At 68.7% G+C, this 18,457-nt stretch carries 11 protein-coding genes, 1 tRNA gene and 1 CRISPR repeat array; of the genes, 9 read left to right on the top strand and 3 right to left on the bottom strand.

The annotated features are described in order from the left end of the window. Positions 1 to 161 precede the first annotated feature (161 nt). Entirely contained in the window at positions 162 to 2,825 is a 2,664-nt protein-coding gene (cas3, locus tag U1F38_RS02880) for a CRISPR-associated helicase Cas3' (protein WP_409985538.1), read from the top strand. Here the strand turns inward: cas3 and U1F38_RS02885 are convergent. Together U1F38_RS02885 and U1F38_RS02890 are read right to left on the bottom strand one after the other, a co-directional pair. Next, complete coding sequence (locus U1F38_RS02885) at positions 2,816 to 3,184, bottom strand: DUF86 domain-containing protein (protein WP_409985539.1); 369 nt, start codon at positions 3,182 to 3,184, stop codon at positions 2,816 to 2,818. The genes cas3 and U1F38_RS02885 overlap by 10 nt on opposite strands. Further along, positions 3,181 to 3,471, bottom strand: a complete 291-nt coding sequence (locus U1F38_RS02890; RefSeq protein WP_409985792.1) for a nucleotidyltransferase family protein — start codon at positions 3,469 to 3,471, stop codon at positions 3,181 to 3,183. Before U1F38_RS02890 ends, U1F38_RS02885 begins: the two co-directional genes overlap by 4 nt. A gap of 187 nt (positions 3,472 to 3,658) precedes the next feature. Here U1F38_RS02890 and U1F38_RS02895 point away from each other — a divergent pair, with 187 nt between their 5' ends. The 7 genes from U1F38_RS02895 (at position 3,659) to cas2e (ending at position 9,732) form a co-directional block, all read left to right on the top strand. Continuing rightward, positions 3,659 to 5,236: a type I-E CRISPR-associated protein Cse1/CasA gene (locus tag U1F38_RS02895; protein ID WP_409985540.1), complete on the top strand. Its 1,578-nt coding sequence runs from the start codon at positions 3,659 to 3,661 to the stop codon at positions 5,234 to 5,236. Further along, on the top strand, positions 5,229 to 5,792 hold the full coding sequence (locus U1F38_RS02900; RefSeq protein ID WP_409985541.1) for a type I-E CRISPR-associated protein Cse2/CasB: 564 nt from the start codon (positions 5,229 to 5,231) through the stop codon (positions 5,790 to 5,792). Before U1F38_RS02895 ends, U1F38_RS02900 begins: the two co-directional genes overlap by 8 nt. 81 nt (positions 5,793 to 5,873) lie before the next feature. After that, complete coding sequence (cas7e, locus tag U1F38_RS02905; RefSeq protein WP_409985542.1) at positions 5,874 to 7,058, top strand: type I-E CRISPR-associated protein Cas7/Cse4/CasC; 1,185 nt, start codon at positions 5,874 to 5,876, stop codon at positions 7,056 to 7,058. A gap of 3 nt (positions 7,059 to 7,061) precedes the next feature. Further along, a complete protein-coding gene (gene cas5e / locus U1F38_RS02910; RefSeq protein ID WP_409985543.1) occupies positions 7,062 to 7,772 on the top strand; it encodes a type I-E CRISPR-associated protein Cas5/CasD in 711 nt (236 codons plus the stop codon). Beyond that, positions 7,769 to 8,539 carry a type I-E CRISPR-associated protein Cas6/Cse3/CasE gene (locus U1F38_RS02915; protein WP_409985544.1) on the top strand — a complete coding sequence of 257 codons (771 nt, stop codon included), beginning with the start codon at positions 7,769 to 7,771 and terminating at the stop codon, positions 8,537 to 8,539. The genes cas5e and U1F38_RS02915 overlap by 4 nt, the downstream gene beginning before the upstream one ends. A gap of 10 nt (positions 8,540 to 8,549) precedes the next feature. After that, positions 8,550 to 9,443 (top strand): type I-E CRISPR-associated endonuclease Cas1e, encoded by an 894-nt coding sequence (gene cas1e, locus U1F38_RS02920; protein ID WP_409985545.1) that lies wholly within the window; start codon positions 8,550 to 8,552, stop codon positions 9,441 to 9,443. Beyond that, positions 9,415 to 9,732, top strand: a complete 318-nt coding sequence (cas2e, locus tag U1F38_RS02925; RefSeq protein WP_409985546.1) for a type I-E CRISPR-associated endoribonuclease Cas2e — start codon at positions 9,415 to 9,417, stop codon at positions 9,730 to 9,732. Before cas1e ends, cas2e begins: the two co-directional genes overlap by 29 nt. A gap of 55 nt (positions 9,733 to 9,787) precedes the next feature. Further along, positions 9,788 to 17,195: a CRISPR direct-repeat array (repeat unit 29 nt; unit sequence GGTTGCCCCGCGCGAGCGGGGATAGGCCC). A 226-nt stretch (positions 17,196 to 17,421) separates the two neighbouring features. Here cas2e and U1F38_RS02930 read toward each other — a convergent pair. Further along, positions 17,422 to 17,506 (bottom strand) — tRNA-Leu (locus U1F38_RS02930). 41 nt (positions 17,507 to 17,547) lie between these two features. Here U1F38_RS02930 and cysM point away from each other — a divergent pair. Then, positions 17,548 to 18,450 (top strand): cysteine synthase CysM, encoded by a 903-nt coding sequence (cysM, locus tag U1F38_RS02935; protein ID WP_409985547.1) that lies wholly within the window; start codon positions 17,548 to 17,550, stop codon positions 18,448 to 18,450. Positions 18,451 to 18,457 lie beyond the last annotated feature (7 nt).

Below are 18,457 nucleotides of genomic sequence, written 5' to 3' on the forward strand. Positions count from 1 at the left end.
GCGCGGTTGAGCGTTGCCGGTGGCACACGGAAATCAGCACATTTGGATCTCCGTGTGGTTTGGGTGCAGCCACGTACTGAATCGCCTTGAGCGAGCGATTTTTTGCAAGGTGAATGATGGAAGTGGGTTGCTCGGATCCACTGGAGCGTGAACCAGGCTCCATGACGTCAATCGATACCGCGACTTGCGTCTTCCCATGGGGAAAGCTCCAGCGATCGTTGGATCAGACCGCTACGTACAGTCTGCCCAACCACATGACGGACGTGGCTGCCGTCCTGCGCCGGCTGCTGCTCATCCCCGCCATCGCCCGCGCGTTGCAGCGCGCGGCGGGTCGGGCTTTGGACGATGTCGATCGCGCACGCTTGACGGTGCTGGCCTATCTGCACGACCTCGGCAAGGCCAATGCGGGTTTTCAAGGCAAATATTGGAGTGATCCCACGCAGCGCCCGTCCGGCTGGCCTGGCCACCGTGGCCACGGCCCCGAAGGCTGGGATTTGATCGACGTCTGTCTGTCTGGCCAGCACTGGGCGCAGCAGGTGGCCGCCGGGCTGCCGCTGGCGGCGATGTGCGATTGGGGTGAGGCCTTCATCCCCCTGCTGCACGCCAGCATCAGCCACCATGGCCGGCCGGTGCAGGGTGATGGCAGCGCGGTGTTCTGGCGGGCCGTTCCCGGCTACGACCCCGCGCAGGCGCTGACGGCAATGGGCCAGGCCATCCAAGCGCAGTACCCCGAGGCTTTTGCGGCGGACGCCCCCGATCTTCCCAGCGCGCCGGCTTTCGGCCATCTATTTGCCGGCCTGGTGCAGCTGGCCGACTGGCTGGGCTCGGACACTCGCCCCGGTTTCTTCGCCTATTCCCGGCCTGGAGAAATCAGATCAAAAACGGCCCCAGCGCTTGCTGAAAAAGCGCTAACAGCTATTGGGTTGATAGCCGAAGATGCGCCCAACCGCCCCGCCGCCACCTCGGCAGACTTTGGCCAAGTGTTTGGCCTGCCCTCCGCACGCCCCATGCAGGCCGCCATGGCCCAGGACGATTGGGGGCCCGTGGTGGTGCTGGAGGCCGAAACCGGCAGCGGCAAGACCGAGGCCGCGCTGTGGCGCTTTCTGCATCTGTGGCGCGCGGGTGCGGTCGATGCGCTGTACTTCGCCCTGCCCACGCGCGTGGCGGCCACCCAACTTTACGAGCGGGTGTACGCCTTTGTGCAGCGCGCATGGAAGGGGCAACCCCCCGTCGTTGTGCGCGCCCTGCCGGGCTATGCGGCCGCCGATGGTCAGGGCTATAAGCCGCTACCCGGCTTTCAAGTGCTGTGGCACGATGAACCTCAAGACAAAGAGGCTGAACGTCGCTGGGCCGCCGAATCGCCCAAGCGCTATCTGGCCGCACCCATTGCTGTGGGCAGCATAGACCAGGCCCTGCTGGGCGCGCTGCAAATCAAGCACGCCCACCTGCGCCATGCACTGCTGGCGCGCAGCCTGCTGGTGATCGACGAGGTGCACGCCTCCGACGCCTATATGACGCGCCTGACGGAGCAGCTGCTGCGCGCTCATGTGGCCTGTGGCGGCCAGGCGCTGTTGTTATCGGCCACGCTGGGCGCGGTGGCGCGCAGCCGCTATTTGGCGATAGGCCAGCGCGGCCCCAGTGCCACGCCGCCATTGGCCCAGGCCCAGGTGCTGCCCTATCCCGCCATCAGCCACCGCAGCGCCAGCGGCCCGCAGCTCCTGCCCGTGGAAGGCAACCCGCGCCAGAAAACCGTGCACTGGCAGACGCTAGACGCCATCGCCGACCCCGAGCGCATTGCCCGCCTGGCTGTGGATGCCGCCGCCCAGGGTGCGCGTGTGCTGGTGGTGCGCAACACCGTGCCCGCAGCCATCGCCACGCTGCAGGCCGTCGAAGCGCTGGCCCAGGCGCGCGACCTGGATTGTCTGTTTTGCGTGAAGGGCGTCAGCACCCTGCACCACAGCCGCTTCAGCCGCCAGGACCGGCCGCTGCTCGACGCCCAGGTGCAGGCGCAAATGGGCAAGGAGCGCCCGCAGCGCGCCACCGGTCTGGTGCTGGTGGGCACGCAAACGCTGGAGCAAAGCCTGGACATCGACGCCGACCTGCTCATCACCGACCTGTGCCCTATGGACGTGCTCTTGCAGCGCCTGGGCCGCCTGCACCGCCATGCGCGCGACACACGTCCGGCGGGCTGCGCGCAGGCGCGCGCCTGGGTGCTCACGCCCGAACAGCACGACCTGCGCCCCTTGTTGCAGCGCCAAAGCCACGGCCTGGGGCCGATACGCATCAAGGGCCAGCCCATGGGCGGCGTCTATCCCGACCTGCGCGTGCTCGAAGCCACGCGCCGCCTGGTGGATGCTGCCGCCACACGCAGCATTCCGGCCGACAACCGCGCCCTGGTGGAGCAGGCCACGCACGGTGAGGCGCTGGATGCCATTGCGCAGGATATGGGGGCGGATTGGGTCAAGTTTGGCCAGGACTACGAGGGCAGTTTGGCGGCCAGCAAGACCACGGCCAGCCTGCACACCCTGGACGTTGAGCGCGAATTTGGCGAGCAGTTCTTCCCAAACGATGTGGTCATCGGCAGCCGCCTGGGCGCAGCCGACCGCTTGGTGGTGTTCGGCCCCGCACCCACCGGCCCTTTCGGCCTGGCCGTGCAACAGCTGGCGCTGCGCCACCACATGCTCCCGCACGACTTGCCGGACGACGCGCAGCCAGACCACATCGAGGAGCTGGCGCCGCAAGCCGGATTCACGTTTGCCTTGGGTGGCCGGTGTTACCGCTACGACCGGTTTGGCTTGGCGGCCGTCGCCAAGGCTCAAGGCTGATCGGGCTTGTCCGCCAGCTTGCGCACGGCAGGCCACAGTGACAGCAGCTCTGGCAAGGCCGTCTGCACGGTGTCCCACACCAGGTCCAGGTTGATGTCGAAGTATCCATGGGCAATGCGATTGCGCATGCCGCGCATGTGGCGCCACGGCACCTGTGGGTGGGCCTGTACAAAGCCGGGGTAGCCCTCCATCACCTTGGTGGCGGCTTCGCCCAGGATGACGAGGCTCATGACCACGGCCTGTTGGGTGCGCTTGTCCGCGCGGAAGTCGTCCGGCCCCATTCCATCGATAAATGCGCAGGCGTCCAAGGCCGCCTGCTGCATGTGATCCAGATAGTCCGGGAGCCGGTTTTCGTTCATACCGGCTGCGCCTGCGCCAGCACCTGGGCGCGAAACTTGGTCGGCAAATCTGCCGGGGTCAACACATCGACGGGTACGCCGAGCAGGGTCTGCAGTTCGTCCTGCAAGCCCCCCAGATCGAACAGCGTGGCGCCAGGCAGCGCATCCACCAGCAAATCGAGGTCGCTGCCATCGCGATCATTGCCCTGCAGCACCGACCCGAAGACGCGCGGATTTGTAGCGCGGTAGCGACCTGTCGCCTCCCGCACCAAGGTGTGCTTGAGCTGGAGTGCAACAGAGGGGCGCATGGTCATCCTTTCATCTTCGGCAGCCATACCCGCATTGTCACCGCCGGGCGACGATTGCCGATGGGCTGGTACAAGATAGCAGAAGCCTGGATGAAACAAAAATCCGTGTTAAGTTGCAAAAATTACATGAGGAGAGGAGGTGCCTATGCCGTCTTCAGGTGTTGGGATTGAACTGAGTTTGAATCTCTTGGACGAGCCATTGATTTGCTGGCGTGACACGCACGCCGCCGTGCAGCGCGGCAGCCTGCCCGAACTGCTGGTCGCACTGGCCGCCAATGGCGTGCGCGACTTTCCCCGGCTGCGCCCGCACCAACGTCATCCCTGGCACGCCTTTCTGGTGCAGCTGGCCGCCATCGCCTTGCGCCATGCGGGGCAGGATCAGCCCTGGACAGAAGCGGCCGACTGGCGCGTGGCGCTACGGGATCTCACGCCCGACGATGCCGATGGCGCCCCCTGGTGTCTGGTGGCGCCGCCGGACAGGCCGGCGCTGTTGCAGGCGCCGGTGCCGGGCGAAAACATTGCCGCCTGGACCAATTTGCTCCACGCGCCGGATGCGCTGGACATGCTGGTTACCTCCAAAAACCATGACCTCAAGGCTGCCCGTGCCCATGGGGCCGAGGCCGACGACTGGCTGTTTGCCTTGCTCAGCCTGCAAACACAGGAGGGATTTCTGGGGGCGGGCAACTACGGCATCTCGCGCATGAACGGCGGTTTTGCCAGCCGGCCCGGCGTCGGTGTGGCCCCGGTGGGCGCCTGGGGCGCGCGCTGGCGGGCAGACGTCACCAGCGCGCTGGCAGAGCGCGGACACATCGCAGAGAAGTTTGGCGTGGCCCAAGAGGGCGGCCATGCTCTGCTGTGGCTGCTGCCCTGGTCGGGGGCAGACTCGCTGGCTCTGGCAGCGCTCGATCCCCTATACATTGAAATTTGTCGCCGCGTGCGCCTGGCGGCGCCAGGCGGGCGCATCCAGGCCCATGTCACCGGCAGCAAGGTCGCGCGCATCGCTGCCAAAGACAGCAACGGTGTCACGGGCGATGTCTGGACGCCAGTGGAAACCGCCAAGAGCAAAGCGCTGACCGTTTCCCGCAACGGCTTTGACTACAAGCTGATGAGCGAGCTGCTGGCGGGCGAGAGCTACACCCAGGGCGCAGCCTGGCGGCTCGATGGCTGGCCCCAGGGCACGGCTTTGCAAGCCATCGCCCAGGCCACCGTGCGCGGGCAGGGCAAGACCGAGGGCTACCACGAACGCCGCGTGCCCCTCTCACCCAAGCTGCGCCGCTACCTCGTGGGCGATCAACGCCCTCTGCTGGCTCGCATGGCCAGGCGGCGCATCGACGCCATCGCTGCCATGCGCAAGCTGCTCTGGACGGCGCTGGCCCTGCTGTTTGCCAATGGCGAGAACGACAGCGGCAACGACGCCGTCAGCAACCGCGCCAGCCGCTTCGCCCAGCCCTTCGAGCAACGGGAAGACGCTCGCTTTTTTGACGACCTGACGGCGCATATCGAGGCCGACGGCGAACAGCAGGAGGCTGTCTATCTGCACTGGCTGCTCGGCCTGGCCGAGCGCGCGCAGGCGGTGCTTGAAGCGGCTTTTGACGCCGGCCCGCGCAGCGCCATGCAGCGCTACAAGGCCCAGGCCGCCGCCCTGTCGCGCTTTGACAGTGGGCTGCGTGGCGGTAAGAAACCTCTTTTCCCCGAACTGGTGGCGCATTACGCCCAACAACGTAGCGCCCGCACCCTCTCGACCGAAGGAGAAGCCCATGCTTGAAACCGATGCCGTTGCTTCAGACAGTGAAGCCTCCACCGATGCCGTGGCAACGCGCAGCCCCTACGGTGCCTTGGCCGCTGCTATAGCACGCGCCAGCACCGGCGAGCGCGCGGCGTTGGCGCGCCTGGATCCCGACCAGCCGTTGCGCCCGCAGGCCATTGCGGCGCTCTCGCGCGCGCTGGTGGACACCCGCCTGGAGCCAGAGAACTGGCTCCCCGCCACCTGGCAGCGCTGGGCCTTGGTGGCCCACGGCATGGCCCTGGCCGGGCATGACCGCAGCGCCCGCCTGGGCGCGCAACTGGCACGCGCCCAGGTGGCCGAATCGCGCGTGACCCGACTGCTCACGGCGCGCGGCGACGCCTTCACCCAACTACTGCCGCGCCTGCTGCGCCTGCTGGCCAGCCAGGGCGTGCGCCCCAACTGGGACGAGCTGGGGCCGCTGATCCACAAGGAAAGCAAGCCCGACAGCGGCGTCCAGCAAGAGGCCGATGCCATCCGCCTGGGTATTGCCAAAGCCTATTTTCTGGCTATTCAAAAGAGCGAAAAAGTCCGTTGACCCTTGTATATCAAGCGCAAGCAGCTATCAATTCAGCAGTTGTCACTCAATACTTCTTTCCTGCCATCCTCCGGAGCCCTCATGACCTTGCCCCGCTTTCTGCAAATCCACACCCTGCACAACTACAGCGCCACCTTGCTCAACCGCGACGATGCGGGTCTGGCCAAGCGCCTGCCCTATGGCAACGCCATGCGCACGCGCATTTCCTCGCAGTGCCAAAAGCGCCACTGGCGCGTGGCCGACGATGCTTTTGCGCTGAAGAACCTTAATGTGCCGATGGCCGTGCGCTCGCGCGAAACCCCGCGCCTGATCAAAGACAGGTTGATGGCGGCCGGCGTGGCTGAGCCGCTGGCGCAGCTGTGCGTCGAGGGCTTGCGCGCTTGCGGGCTGGTGGACAAGGCCAAGGATCTCAAAGGTGAGGAAGCACTGGAAACCGGCCAGGCCGTGCTGCTGGGCTACGCCGAAATCGACTACTTGGTGCAGCGCTGCGCGGAGCTCGCGGGCGAGCACACCGAGGAAAAAGCCCTGAAAGCGGCGATTGCCGCCTTTTTGAAAGAAGAGAAGAAAAACATCGAAGCCATGCGACTGGGCAGCGGCCTGGAATCGGCCCTGTTCGGCCGCATGGTCACCTCCGACGTGCTCGCCAGCCGCGACGCAGCGGTCTATGTGGCGCACGCCTTCACCGTGCATGAGGCGCAGGTGGAAAACGACTATTTCACCGTCGTCGATGACCTGACGCGCGAAGCCGGCGAGGCCGGATCGGCTGGTATTTTTGATACTGAACTGGCCAGCGGCCTGTACTACGGCTACACCGTGGTCGATGTGCCGCAGCTCATCGCCAACCTCGAAGGCCTGAAGATCAGCGACTGGTCCAGCGCTGCGCCTGAACAGCGCACACTGGCCGCACGCGTGGTGCAAAGCCTGCTGCACCTGGTGGCCACCGTCAGCCCCGGTGCCAAGCGCGGCTCGACGGCGCCGTTTGAATGGGCCAAGTTCATGCTGGTGGAAGCCGGCGACTGGCAGCCGCGCAGCCTGGCCGGGGCGTTTCACAGTGCCCTTTCCACGCGCCAGCCGCAACTGCGCCAGGCGGCGGTGCAGTCGCTGGGCGATGAAATCTCCCGTCTCGACGCTGCCTACGGCGCACCGCTGGCGCGGCGCTTTCTGGCCGTGGACGATGTGGCCGTGCCCGGTGCGCAGCGCCTGTCACTCAAAGAGCTGGCCGACTGGGCGCACAACGCCGTGGTGCAGGCGCAGGCGGAGGTCTAGGCCGTGCAGCGCTACCTTGTACTGCGGTTGGCCTCGCCGCTGATTGCCTTTGGTGGTGAGGCCATCGACAACCTGGGCGTGATCCGCGACTTTCCCGCCCTGTCCATGCTCACCGGGCTGCTGGCCAACGCCCTGGGCTGGGATCGCGCCGAGGCCGAGCGCCACAACCGCTTGCAGCAGCGCCTGCGCATGGGGTGCGTGCTGGCTCCAGGGGCGCAGCGGGTGCAGGATTTTCAAACCGCGCAACTGGCCAAGGACGACAAGGCCTGGACGACCTGGGGCACGCCCGAAGAACGCGCCGGCGGCGCCGGTACCTACGCCGGCCCACACTTGCGCTGGCGCGACTACCACGCCGATCTGACGGCCTGGGTTGCCCTCACCCTGGCGCCAGCAGACGAAGCGCCCACGCTGGACGACATCGCCAGCGCCTTGGATCAACCCGCCCGCCCGCTGTTCATAGGCCGCAAACCCTGCTTGCCCACAGGCCGGCTGGTGGCAGGCTGGCAAGAGGCAGCCGATGTGCGCAGCGCCTTGCACGCCATCGTCGGCGCGCAGCAGGGCCAGGGCTGGCGTGCCCAGTGGCCCGATGGCGAAGGCGAGCAACCGGGCGATCGCCTGTCGGACATTTGCGACGAGCGCAACTGGCAAACCCAGTTGCACGGCGGCTGGCGACCGGTGCGCCAAGGCCTGCTGCACGCGGGGGGCTGCGCATGAGCCAGGCCGCCGCCCCTTTGTACCTGCTGCACACCCAGCCCGATGCCCGGCTGCTGGCCACCTGGATGGCGCGCCACCGCACGCATGACGAAGGCGAAGCCTTGCACGGCCTGCTGCGCGCCACCTTTGGCCCCGCCGCGCCCCAGCCGTTTCGCTACCTGGACGAAGCACGGGGTTTGCTGGCCTACACGCCGCTCGATGCCCAGGTACTAGCTGCTCAGGTGGCTAAAGCCGTTGATGCCGACCCGCTGGCTGCCCGTACCCTGGGGCTGAGCGCCAGCACCCAGCACGACGGCTACCGCCTACGCCCCTACCCCACACAATGGACGCAGGGGCAGATGCTGGGCTTTGAGGTGCGCGTGCGCCCGACGGTGCGCGGCACCAAGGGCGAGCAAGACGCCTTCTTGCACGCCGTGGCCCAGGCGGGCGGTAAGGACGGCGCCCCAGTACAGCGCGAAGCGGTGTATGCGCAGTGGCTGCGCGCGCAACTGGCGCTGCGCGAAGGCCAGCCGCGCCAGCCCTGGCAGGGCGCAGTGGAGTTGCTGGACGTGAAGTTGCAGGCCTTTGCCCGCAACCCCATCACCCGCCGCAGCCAGCCTGGTGCCGGTGGCGAGCGCAAGGGCCACATCATCGACGGCCCAGACACCACCTTGACCGGCCGCCTGCGCGTGCTTGATCCCATCGCCTTTGCCCAGCTGCTGGCGCGCGGCGTGGGTCGCCACCGCAGCTACGGCTTTGGCATGTTGCTGCTACAGCGGGCTACTTGAGGCGTAGCCCATGCTCAAAGGCCGCCTGGGGCTGGAGAAAGCCCGCATCCCCCACGCCGACCGCCACGGCCTGCTGTGGCTGTCGCGCGGCGAACTGTGCGTGATCGACGGCTGTTTGCACTTCGTGCGCGGCAAGGACAGTCTGACGCCCGGCATCGACCAGATCCCGCACCAGGCCGTGTCGATGATCTTGCTGGGCCCCGGTAGCAGCGTGACGCAAGACGCGCTGCGCCTGCTGGCGCGCCACGGCACCTTGCTGGCCGCCGTTGGCGAAGACGGCGTGCGCAGCTACACCGCGCCGCCGCTGCTGCCCGACCGCTCCGACGTGGCGCGCCGCCAGGCCGAGCTGTGGGGCAGCCCCAAACGACGCATCAGCGTGGCGCGCCACATGTACGCGCTGCGCCTGGGCGAGGTGCTGCCGCATCGCGACCTGGATACTCTGCGCGGCATCGAGGGCGCACGCGTCAAGACCATGTACGGCCTGATGGCGCAAAAGCACGGCATCACCTGGAAGGGCCGCCACTATGACCGCGCCAACCCCAATGCCGCCGACATCCCCAACCAGGCTATCAACCACGCCGCCACCGCCGTGCAAGCGGCCGCTGCCATCGCGGTGCAGGCCGTGGCAGCGCTGCCGCCGCTGGGCTTCATCCATGAGGATTCAGGCCAGTCGTTTGTGCTCGACATTGCCGACCTATACCGCGACAGCGTGACGCTGCACATCGCCTTCACCGCCGCGCGACAGGCGGAAAAATCCAGCGACACCGTCGACCGGCTGGTGCGGCGCGAAGCGGCCACGGTGTTTCGCAAGCGGCAGCTCATCGCTTCGATGATCGACAGCATCCAGAAAGTCTTACGCATGGACGAAGTAGAGCATGGCGCTGGTGACGATCGTGATCCGTGACATGGCCAACCGTCACCACGGCTTTCTGTCGTCGGTGATGCTGGAGGTGGCGCCCAATGTGTTCATCTCACCACGCATGAACCCTGGTGTGCGCGAGCGGGTTTGGGGCGTGCTCAGTGATTGGTATGGCCAGGAGCCGCAAGGCAGCGCCGTCATGGTCTGGCGCGATAGCAACGCCATCGGCGGCGTCGGCATCGCCAACCTGGGCAGCCCACCGCGTGAATTGGTGGAGCTGGACGGCATGTGGCTGGTGCACAGGCGCTCATCGGACGCCGGAGAGGCTCTTTAAAATTTGAAGTCGTATTTGCAGTTTTCTCTTGTATGGCAACAGGTTGAATACAAGAGGTTGCCCCGCGCGAGCGGGGATAGGCCCTGGGTTCTGTATTCACAGGCCATAGCGGCCGGGGTTGCCCCGCGCGAGCGGGGATAGGCCCCGTTCTCGACTGCATGGCTCTAGTATAGTGAAGGTTGCCCCGCGCGAGCGGGGATAGGCCCTCGCCATCGTTGTAGTAGATGCAGCCCACTTTGGTTGCCCCGCGCGAGCGGGGATAGGCCCACTATTCCCAGGTCTTCTTCATAAATTGTTACGGTTGCCCCGCGCGAGCGGGGATAGGCCCTGGATGGGCACCGGCGCCGGCGCGGGCATGGGGGTTGCCCCGCGCGAGCGGGGATAGGCCCCTAGTCAAGCCCAATGTGTCCGCGCTGGCCACGGTTGCCCCGCGCGAGCGGGGATAGGCCCGGCGCGACCTTTGGAGACTCAGGCGGCGCGGCGGTTGCCCCGCGCGAGCGGGGATAGGCCCGCCCTGCCCAAGGCCGGCGGCACCATGACCGGGGTTGCCCCGCGCGAGCGGGGATAGGCCCTGCGCGTGCTTCAATCGCGCCCCGTCAAGCGCGGTTGCCCCGCGCGAGCGGGGATAGGCCCGCGTGGCCATCTTCCGCCCGGGCGACCTGCTGGGTTGCCCCGCGCGAGCGGGGATAGGCCCGTCGAGGCCGACATCACGCTCGACCGCCTGGAGGTTGCCCCGCGCGAGCGGGGATAGGCCCTGCAGTCACGAAGCGCATGTTTCCTACAGCGAGGTTGCCCCGCGCGAGCGGGGATAGGCCCATCTTCACGTACTCCCACCAGCGCGGCTTCTGGGTTGCCCCGCGCGAGCGGGGATAGGCCCTGCTGGTGCGCCCGTCGAGGGTGATGTTGCTGGGTTGCCCCGCGCGAGCGGGGATAGGCCCTTGTCGCGCAGACGAAATCCCAGCAGCGGCCAGGTTGCCCCGCGCGAGCGGGGATAGGCCTTACGCGCTGGTGCAGGAGCTGACGGGCATGGAGGTTGCCCCGCGCGAGCGGGGATAGGCCCTGCTTGGTGGCGTTGGCGTCGGCCTTGTTCATGGTTGCCCCGCGCGAGCGGGGATAGGCCGTGGACGACCGCGCGCACGTTGACGCTGGGCGCGGTTGCCCCGCGCGAGCGGGGATAGGCCCCTCTACGACCGGGCCGACGCACTGGATGACGTGGTTGCCCCGCGCGAGCGGGGATAGGCCCGTGGCTGATCCCGGGCGGCACCTACGGCGAGCGGTTGCCCCGCGCGAGCGGGGATAGGCCCGACATGATCGTCAACACCAGCTACGTGCTGACGGTTGCCCCGCGCGAGCGGGGATAGGCCCGAGGCATACCTCGACATCGGTGCAGGGGTCAAGGTTGCCCCGCGCGAGCGGGGATAGGCCCCATCCGAGGTGCTCGAGTTCTTCCGCGATCTGGGTTGCCCCGCGCGAGCGGGGATAGGCCGCAAAAGGAGCTGACCGATGCACGAAAAGAAAAGGTTGCCCCGCGCGAGCGGGGATAGGCCCTTGGCAGCGTGCGCGGTGCCGCAAGTGGCCAGGGTTGCCCCGCGCGAGCGGGGATAGGCCCATGAGCAAGGAGGCCGCATGAGCACCACCACAGGTTGCCCCGCGCGAGCGGGGATAGGCCCCATCGCCGCCGTCGCCTTGCTGGCCGGCTGCGGGTTGCCCCGCGCGAGCGGGGATAGGCCCGACGGCCGATTCCCTGAGCATCATCTTTTCGAGGTTGCCCCGCGCGAGCGGGGATAGGCCCAGGCTACGACGTGAAGATCGTTGGCCGGGTCAGGTTGCCCCGCGCGAGCGGGGATAGGCCCGGCACGATGGCCCACACCTCGGGGCGATCTTGGGTTGCCCCGCGCGAGCGGGGATAGGCCCTGACGGACCGGAATCTTTTTGTTGCAATGTCAGGTTGCCCCGCGCGAGCGGGGATAGGCCCTGCTCTGGCTGGATGATCAGCGCCTGACGCCGGTTGCCCCGCGCGAGCGGGGATAGGCCCTACAGCGGCGGCTGCCCGAGCGACGAAAGCCCGGTTGCCCCGCGCGAGCGGGGATAGGCCCTGCTTGCCGAGGTCGTGAAGAACCGCGATCCCGGTTGCCCCGCGCGAGCGGGGATAGGCCCCCAGCACCAGCGCCATTTTCGGAGTCCTCTCCGGTTGCCCCGCGCGAGCGGGGATAGGCCCCCCAGCACGTCGAACAGGTGGCGGTGCCGAAAGGTTGCCCCGCGCGAGCGGGGATAGGCCCTGGACGGCCTTGGCGGTGGCCTCTTCGTCGAGGGTTGCCCCGCGCGAGCGGGGATAGGCCCACCAAGGACACCGCCTCATTGGCCCAGCTTGAGGTTGCCCCGCGCGAGCGGGGATAGGCCCATGACGGCGTCCACTTCGACGGAGCCGGACATGGTTGCCCCGCGCGAGCGGGGATAGGCCGTTTTCAATGGGCGTCGGCTCGATGATCGTGGTGGTTGCCCCGCGCGAGCGGGGATAGGCCCGCCATCGCCGGCCAGTTTGCAAACCAGATCACGGTTGCCCCGCGCGAGCGGGGATAGGCCCATCGAAAACGGCCGGTTTGCGAAGCTCTGCCAGGTTGCCCCGCGCGAGCGGGGATAGGCCCCGGCTTGCGCGAAAAAGACGGCTCCTGGATCAGGTTGCCCCGCGCGAGCGGGGATAGGCCCGAGGCATACCTCGACATCGGCGCGGGCACCAAGGTTGCCCCGCGCGAGCGGGGATAGGCCTTCTTGAGGCCATCCACCAGGGCAGCCCCGAGTGGTTGCCCCGCGCGAGCGGGGATAGGCCCTGCGCGAGGCGATCGACGCGGCGCGCGGCGGCGGTTGCCCCGCGCGAGCGGGGATAGGCCCCAGCTCGAGCTCGCCGACGCCATGGGCAAGACGGTTGCCCCGCGCGAGCGGGGATAGGCCCGGCCGAGCCATGCAGACGGAGACCTCGCCATGGGTTGCCCCGCGCGAGCGGGGATAGGCCCCCAACTCACTGAAAGCTGCCTACCCAAGTCCCGGTTGCCCCGCGCGAGCGGGGATAGGCCCCCAGCCAGCGCTCCCGCTCGATGGTCAGCGCTGGTTGCCCCGCGCGAGCGGGGATAGGCCCGACGGCGAGTTTCTGGCATCGATCGGGCGCACGGTTGCCCCGCGCGAGCGGGGATAGGCCCCACGGCGAGCGGCCCATGAAAGCCGGACTGAAGGTTGCCCCGCGCGAGCGGGGATAGGCCCGTTTCGTGAGCAGCACGCTACACCGCATCGTCGGTTGCCCCGCGCGAGCGGGGATAGGCCCCAACGTTGTCAGTGTGTACATCAAGCCTGCTGGGTTGCCCCGCGCGAGCGGGGATAGGCCCACGAACGCCGCGATCTGCGCCGCTCGCTCCCCGGTTGCCCCGCGCGAGCGGGGATAGGCCCTGTTGCTGGCCGGGCAGCTGGGCGAGATGGAGGGTTGCCCCGCGCGAGCGGGGATAGGCCCTGTCCTCCTTGCTGTGGGTGGCCGTCTCGATCGGTTGCCCCGCGCGAGCGGGGATAGGCCCTCACGGCGCTGGAGCGGCGCGGCTGGGCGGCGGGTTGCCCCGCGCGAGCGGGGATAGGCCCTGCTGATCGGCTGGGCGCGCAAGGCTACCGGCGGTTGCCCCGCGCGAGCGGGGATAGGCCCTACACCAGCGGCGGCAGCACCGTTGCGCACCCGGTTGCCCCGCGCGAGCGGGGATAGGCCCGGGTCGGCCAGCGGCGGCGGTGGTGGTGGTGGGGTTGCCCCGCGCGAGCGGGGATAGGCCCAGCCAGCACCCACCAGCGCGGATCGAGCGCGGGGTTGCCCCGCGCGAGCGGGGATAGGCCCCTGTTTGCAGACTCGCGTGCATTTCTGACGTCGGTTGCCCCGCGCGAGCGGGGATAGGCCCTACAGCGCTGAACGACTGTGCGCGGTGTGGCCGGTTGCCCCGCGCGAGCGGGGATAGGCCCATGCTCTGGCTTGACGATCAGCGACTGACGCCGGTTGCCCCGCGCGAGCGGGGATAGGCCCAAGTGGGGCGACTCCGGCGTCAGCCCCATCAAGGTTGCCCCGCGCGAGCGGGGATAGGCCCGACCCACAAGATGGCGCGGCGCACCGGCCGGCGGTTGCCCCGCGCGAGCGGGGATAGGCCCGCGTGCTGCGCCAGGTCTGCATGCCGCAGCTCGGTTGCCCCGCGCGAGCGGGGATAGGCCCTTCACCCCCGGCGCCGTCGTTGCCAACGTCATGGTTGCCCCGCGCGAGCGGGGATAGGCCCTGGAGAGACTGAGATGGGCAAAGCCGATACCCGGTTGCCCCGCGCGAGCGGGGATAGGCCCCTGATCGCCGGCAACGCCGACGAGCAAAAAGCGGTTGCCCCGCGCGAGCGGGGATAGGCCCCCGCGGCCACTGTAGCACAGCGCCCCCATCACGGTTGCCCCGCGCGAGCGGGGATAGGCCCTGCGCGTCAATGGCGCGCTCACGCCGGTGAAAGGTTGCCCCGCGCGAGCGGGGATAGGCCCGACTGGGCCAGCCGCAAACTCTTCCTGATCGCGGTTGCCCCGCGCGAGCGGGGATAGGCCCGAGCATCGATGCGGCGGCCGTCACCAGCGAGCGGTTGCCCCGCGCGAGCGGGGATAGGCCCCGGCTTGCAACTTGTCCAGCCCGCCGGCCAGGGGTTGCCCCGCGCGAGCGGGGATAGGCCCGAGCTTGCGCAGCAGTTGATCGGCACGTGGGAGGTTGCCCCGCGCGAGCGGGGATAGGCCCCGCAAATCGCGGCTGGTGCCGTTTGTGTTCTCGGTTGCCCCGCGCGAGCGGGGATAGGCCCAAGTGGACCGGCTACTGGATTCCGTCGCTCAAGGTTGCCCCGCGCGAGCGGGGATAGGCCCTGGGCTGGGCGCACTCGACTCCCGAGGACGAAGGTTGCCCCGCGCGAGCGGGGATAGGCCCCCGGCTCGCCAGCCCGCCCGAGTGCGGTACGGGGTTGCCCCGCGCGAGCGGGGATAGGCCCGGGTGCCTCTCGACGGAGATGCTTGGTAACGAGGTTGCCCCGCGCGAGCGGGGATAGGCCCTCAAGCCAATGGTGTCTACGCCGGCAGCTCTTGGTTGCCCCGCGCGAGCGGGGATAGGCCCCAACTTCGATCTGACCCGTCCGGCCGGTGTGGGTTGCCCCGCGCGAGCGGGGATAGGCCCCCGGCTCGCCAGCCCGCCCGAGTGCGGTACGGGGTTGCCCCGCGCGAGCGGGGATAGGCCCGCGGTCAGCATGATTCCAGCGGCAAGCGTTGAGGTTGCCCCGCGCGAGCGGGGATAGGCCCATGGCAGCAGGCGCGGGAAACTGCGCTGCAGCGGTTGCCCCGCGCGAGCGGGGATAGGCCCCCCTACGGCACGGGCCTTGGGCTGCAGCTGTAGGTTGCCCCGCGCGAGCGGGGATAGGCCCCGGCACCCCACTCATAGGCGCGAGCCCAGGCGGGTTGCCCCGCGCGAGCGGGGATAGGCCCCTGCGGCGCCGTGTTCAGCGGGTCGCCGGGAAGGTTGCCCCGCGCGAGCGGGGATAGGCCCCCGACGGCGGCTGAGTTGTCCGACAAGCTGTAGGTTGCCCCGCGCGAGCGGGGATAGGCCCTGCTGGACGATGCGCAGATCGACTTGGAGCATGGTTGCCCCGCGCGAGCGGGGATAGGCCCGACGGCGAGTTTCGGCACCGCCATCTTTTCGAGGTTGCCCCGCGCGAGCGGGGATAGGCCCTCGACACCGAGCTGATCCGGGCCATGAAGGCGGGTTGCCCCGCGCGAGCGGGGATAGGCCCTGGAAAAAGCGCGGCGTGCCATATGAGCAGTGGGTTGCCCCGCGCGAGCGGGGATAGGCCCAGAATGAGCGCCATCTGATCAGCCCTCGCCCAGGTTGCCCCGCGCGAGCGGGGATAGGCCCCGAGGTCAGGGCCGGAAGCTGCGCATCGGCTAGGTTGCCCCGCGCGAGCGGGGATAGGCCCTTGCCAGCGACGGATGTTCAACACCTGGTGCCGGTTGCCCCGCGCGAGCGGGGATAGGCCCCTACAAGATGACTGCGTACAAGGTGTGTTCCGGGTTGCCCCGCGCGAGCGGGGATAGGCCCTTTTTGGATGGCGCGGCGCGGCTGCGGCTGCGGGTTGCCCCGCGCGAGCGGGGATAGGCCCATGATGGATGCGTCGATTCACGCGGCGAGGCAGGTTGCCCCGCGCGAGCGGGGATAGGCCCGACGGCGAGTTTCGGCATCGCCATCTGTTTGAGGTTGCCCCGCGCGAGCGGGGATAGGCCGTCAAAGAGGGCGATTTGATCCCTGGCACTTCCGGTTGCCCCGCGCGAGCGGGGATAGGCCCTTTCCCGCCGCCGCGCACCGTTCCAGTGGTCCGGTTGCCCCGCGCGAGCGGGGATAGGCCCTTGCTGGACGCATTGGAGGCGGCCACACCAGCGGTTGCCCCGCGCGAGCGGGGATAGGCCCTTTTTCCCTTGCCGGAATAGCGCGTCACCCACGGTTGCCCCGCGCGAGCGGGGATAGGCCCAGCAGATGTGGGCCAAGCCAGTAGCTGCGCCGGGTTGCCCCGCGCGAGCGGGGATAGGCCCCAAGCAAAGAGCGTGATTGGCCAGGCCATGGGGGTTGCCCCGCGCGAGCGGGGATAGGCCCCATCGGCAACCTGGAAGCGGGCTCGCGAGGCTGGTTGCCCCGCGCGAGCGGGGATAGGCCCCGGCATGGCCGGGATATGCCCGCAAACGCCTCGGTTGCCCCGCGCGAGCGGGGATAGGCCCTACTGCACGCCGCAGGGCCATCCGATGGCGAAGGTTGCCCCGCGCGAGCGGGGATAGGCCGCTGACCGCCGCGCTGATCGCCGGCAAGGCCGAGGTTGCCCCGCGCGAGCGGGGATAGGCCCGGTGATTGCCCGAGCGACGCAGACCCTGCATCGGTTGCCCCGCGCGAGCGGGGATAGGCCCGCGGTCAGCATGATTCCAGCGGCAAGCGTTGAGGTTGCCCCGCGCGAGCGGGGATAGGCCCCTATTGCAGAAGATTGGCCTACCGGGCTGGCGGGTTGCCCCGCGCGAGCGGGGATAGGCCCCGGGAAGGGCAGCGAGTAAAGCTGCCGCTCCAGGTTGCCCCGCGCGAGCGGGGATAGGCCCTTTCCCTCGACAACAAGGACCTGAAAGGCGACGGTTGCCCCGCGCGAGCGGGGATAGGCCCATGGCAGCAGGCGCGGGAAACTGCGCTGCAGCGGTTGCCCCGCGCGAGCGGGGATAGGCCCTGGCCGGCCAGCGACTCGACGGGCTTCATCTTGGTTGCCCCGCGCGAGCGGGGATAGGCCCTGGCCGGCCAGCGACTCGACGGGCTTCATCTTGGTTGCCCCGCGCGAGCGGGGATAGGCCCCTTAAACGCAAAGAGCGCGACGCATCAGATATGGTTGCCCCGCGCGAGCGGGGATAGGCCCGCGCAGCTGCACAAGGCTCCGCTGACGGTCGGGGTTGCCCCGCGCGAGTGGGGGCCATCCAAGTTGTCCTACGCAATCTGACGTCACGAAAATGTGCCCCCAAATGTGCCCCCACGTGCCCCCGGATGGCCCTACACTTTGCCGGCCGCTTGCGCACTAAAAGCGCTGCGCTACAGAGGGAAAAAGAAAAGGCCCGCACGTCGTTGGAACTGTGCGGGCCTTCATGTGGTGCCCGGGGCCGGAATCGAACCGGCACACCTTTCGGTGGGGGATTTTGAGTCCCCTGCGTCTACCAATTTCACCACCCGGGCGGTGTCGAATGCGAGCCGCAAATTATGGCACAGTGATGTCCATGAACTACCCAACGATCGAAGACGCGGTGGGCCGCACGCCCCTGGTTCAACTGCAGCGCATGGGCGCTGCCGAGCAGGCGGCGCGCGGCACGGTGGTGCTGGCCAAGCTGGAGGGCAACAACCCGGCGGGCTCGGTCAAGGACCGCGCGGCGCTGTGGATGATTCGCGGCGCCGAGGCGCGCGGCGAGATCAAGCCGGGCGACACGCTGATCGAGGCCACCAGCGGCAACACCGGCATTGCGCTGGCCATGGCCGCCTGCGTCAAGGGCTACCGCATGATCCTGATCATGCCGGAGGATTTGTCGGTCGAGCGCGCGCAGACCATGAAGGCTTACGGCGCCGAGCTGATCCTGACGCCGCGCTCGGGCGGCATGGAATACGCGCGCGACCTGGCCGACAAGATGGTGGCGCAGGGCAAGGGCCGCGTACTGGACCAGTTTGCCAACGCCGACAACCCGCTGGCCCACTACGAGAGCACCGGCCCCGAGCTGTGGGAGCAGACCGGCGGGCGCATCACGCACTTCGTGTCGGCCATGGGCACCACGGGCACCATCATGGGCGTGGCGCGCTTTCTGCGTGAGAAGAACCCCCAGGTGCGCATCATCGGCGCGCAGCCGGCCGAGGGCGCGCGCATTCCGGGCATCCGCAAATGGCCCGAGGCCTATCAGCCCAGGATCTACCAGCCCAGCGAGGTCGATGAATGGGTGCCCGTGCTGCAGGACGACGCCGAGGAAACCGCGCGGCGCCTGGCGCGCGAGGAGGGCATCTTCGGCGGCATCTCGTCCGGCGGCGCGGCCTGGGTGGCGCAGCAGGTGGCGGCGCGCGAGGCGGGCGCCACCATCGTCTTCGTGGTGTGCGACCGCGGCGATCGCTATCTGTCGACCGGCGTCTTTCCTGCCTGATTCAAGG

This window comes from Ottowia sp., from assembly GCF_046348305.1.
GTDB lineage: Bacteria > Pseudomonadota > Gammaproteobacteria > Burkholderiales > Burkholderiaceae_C > Ottowia.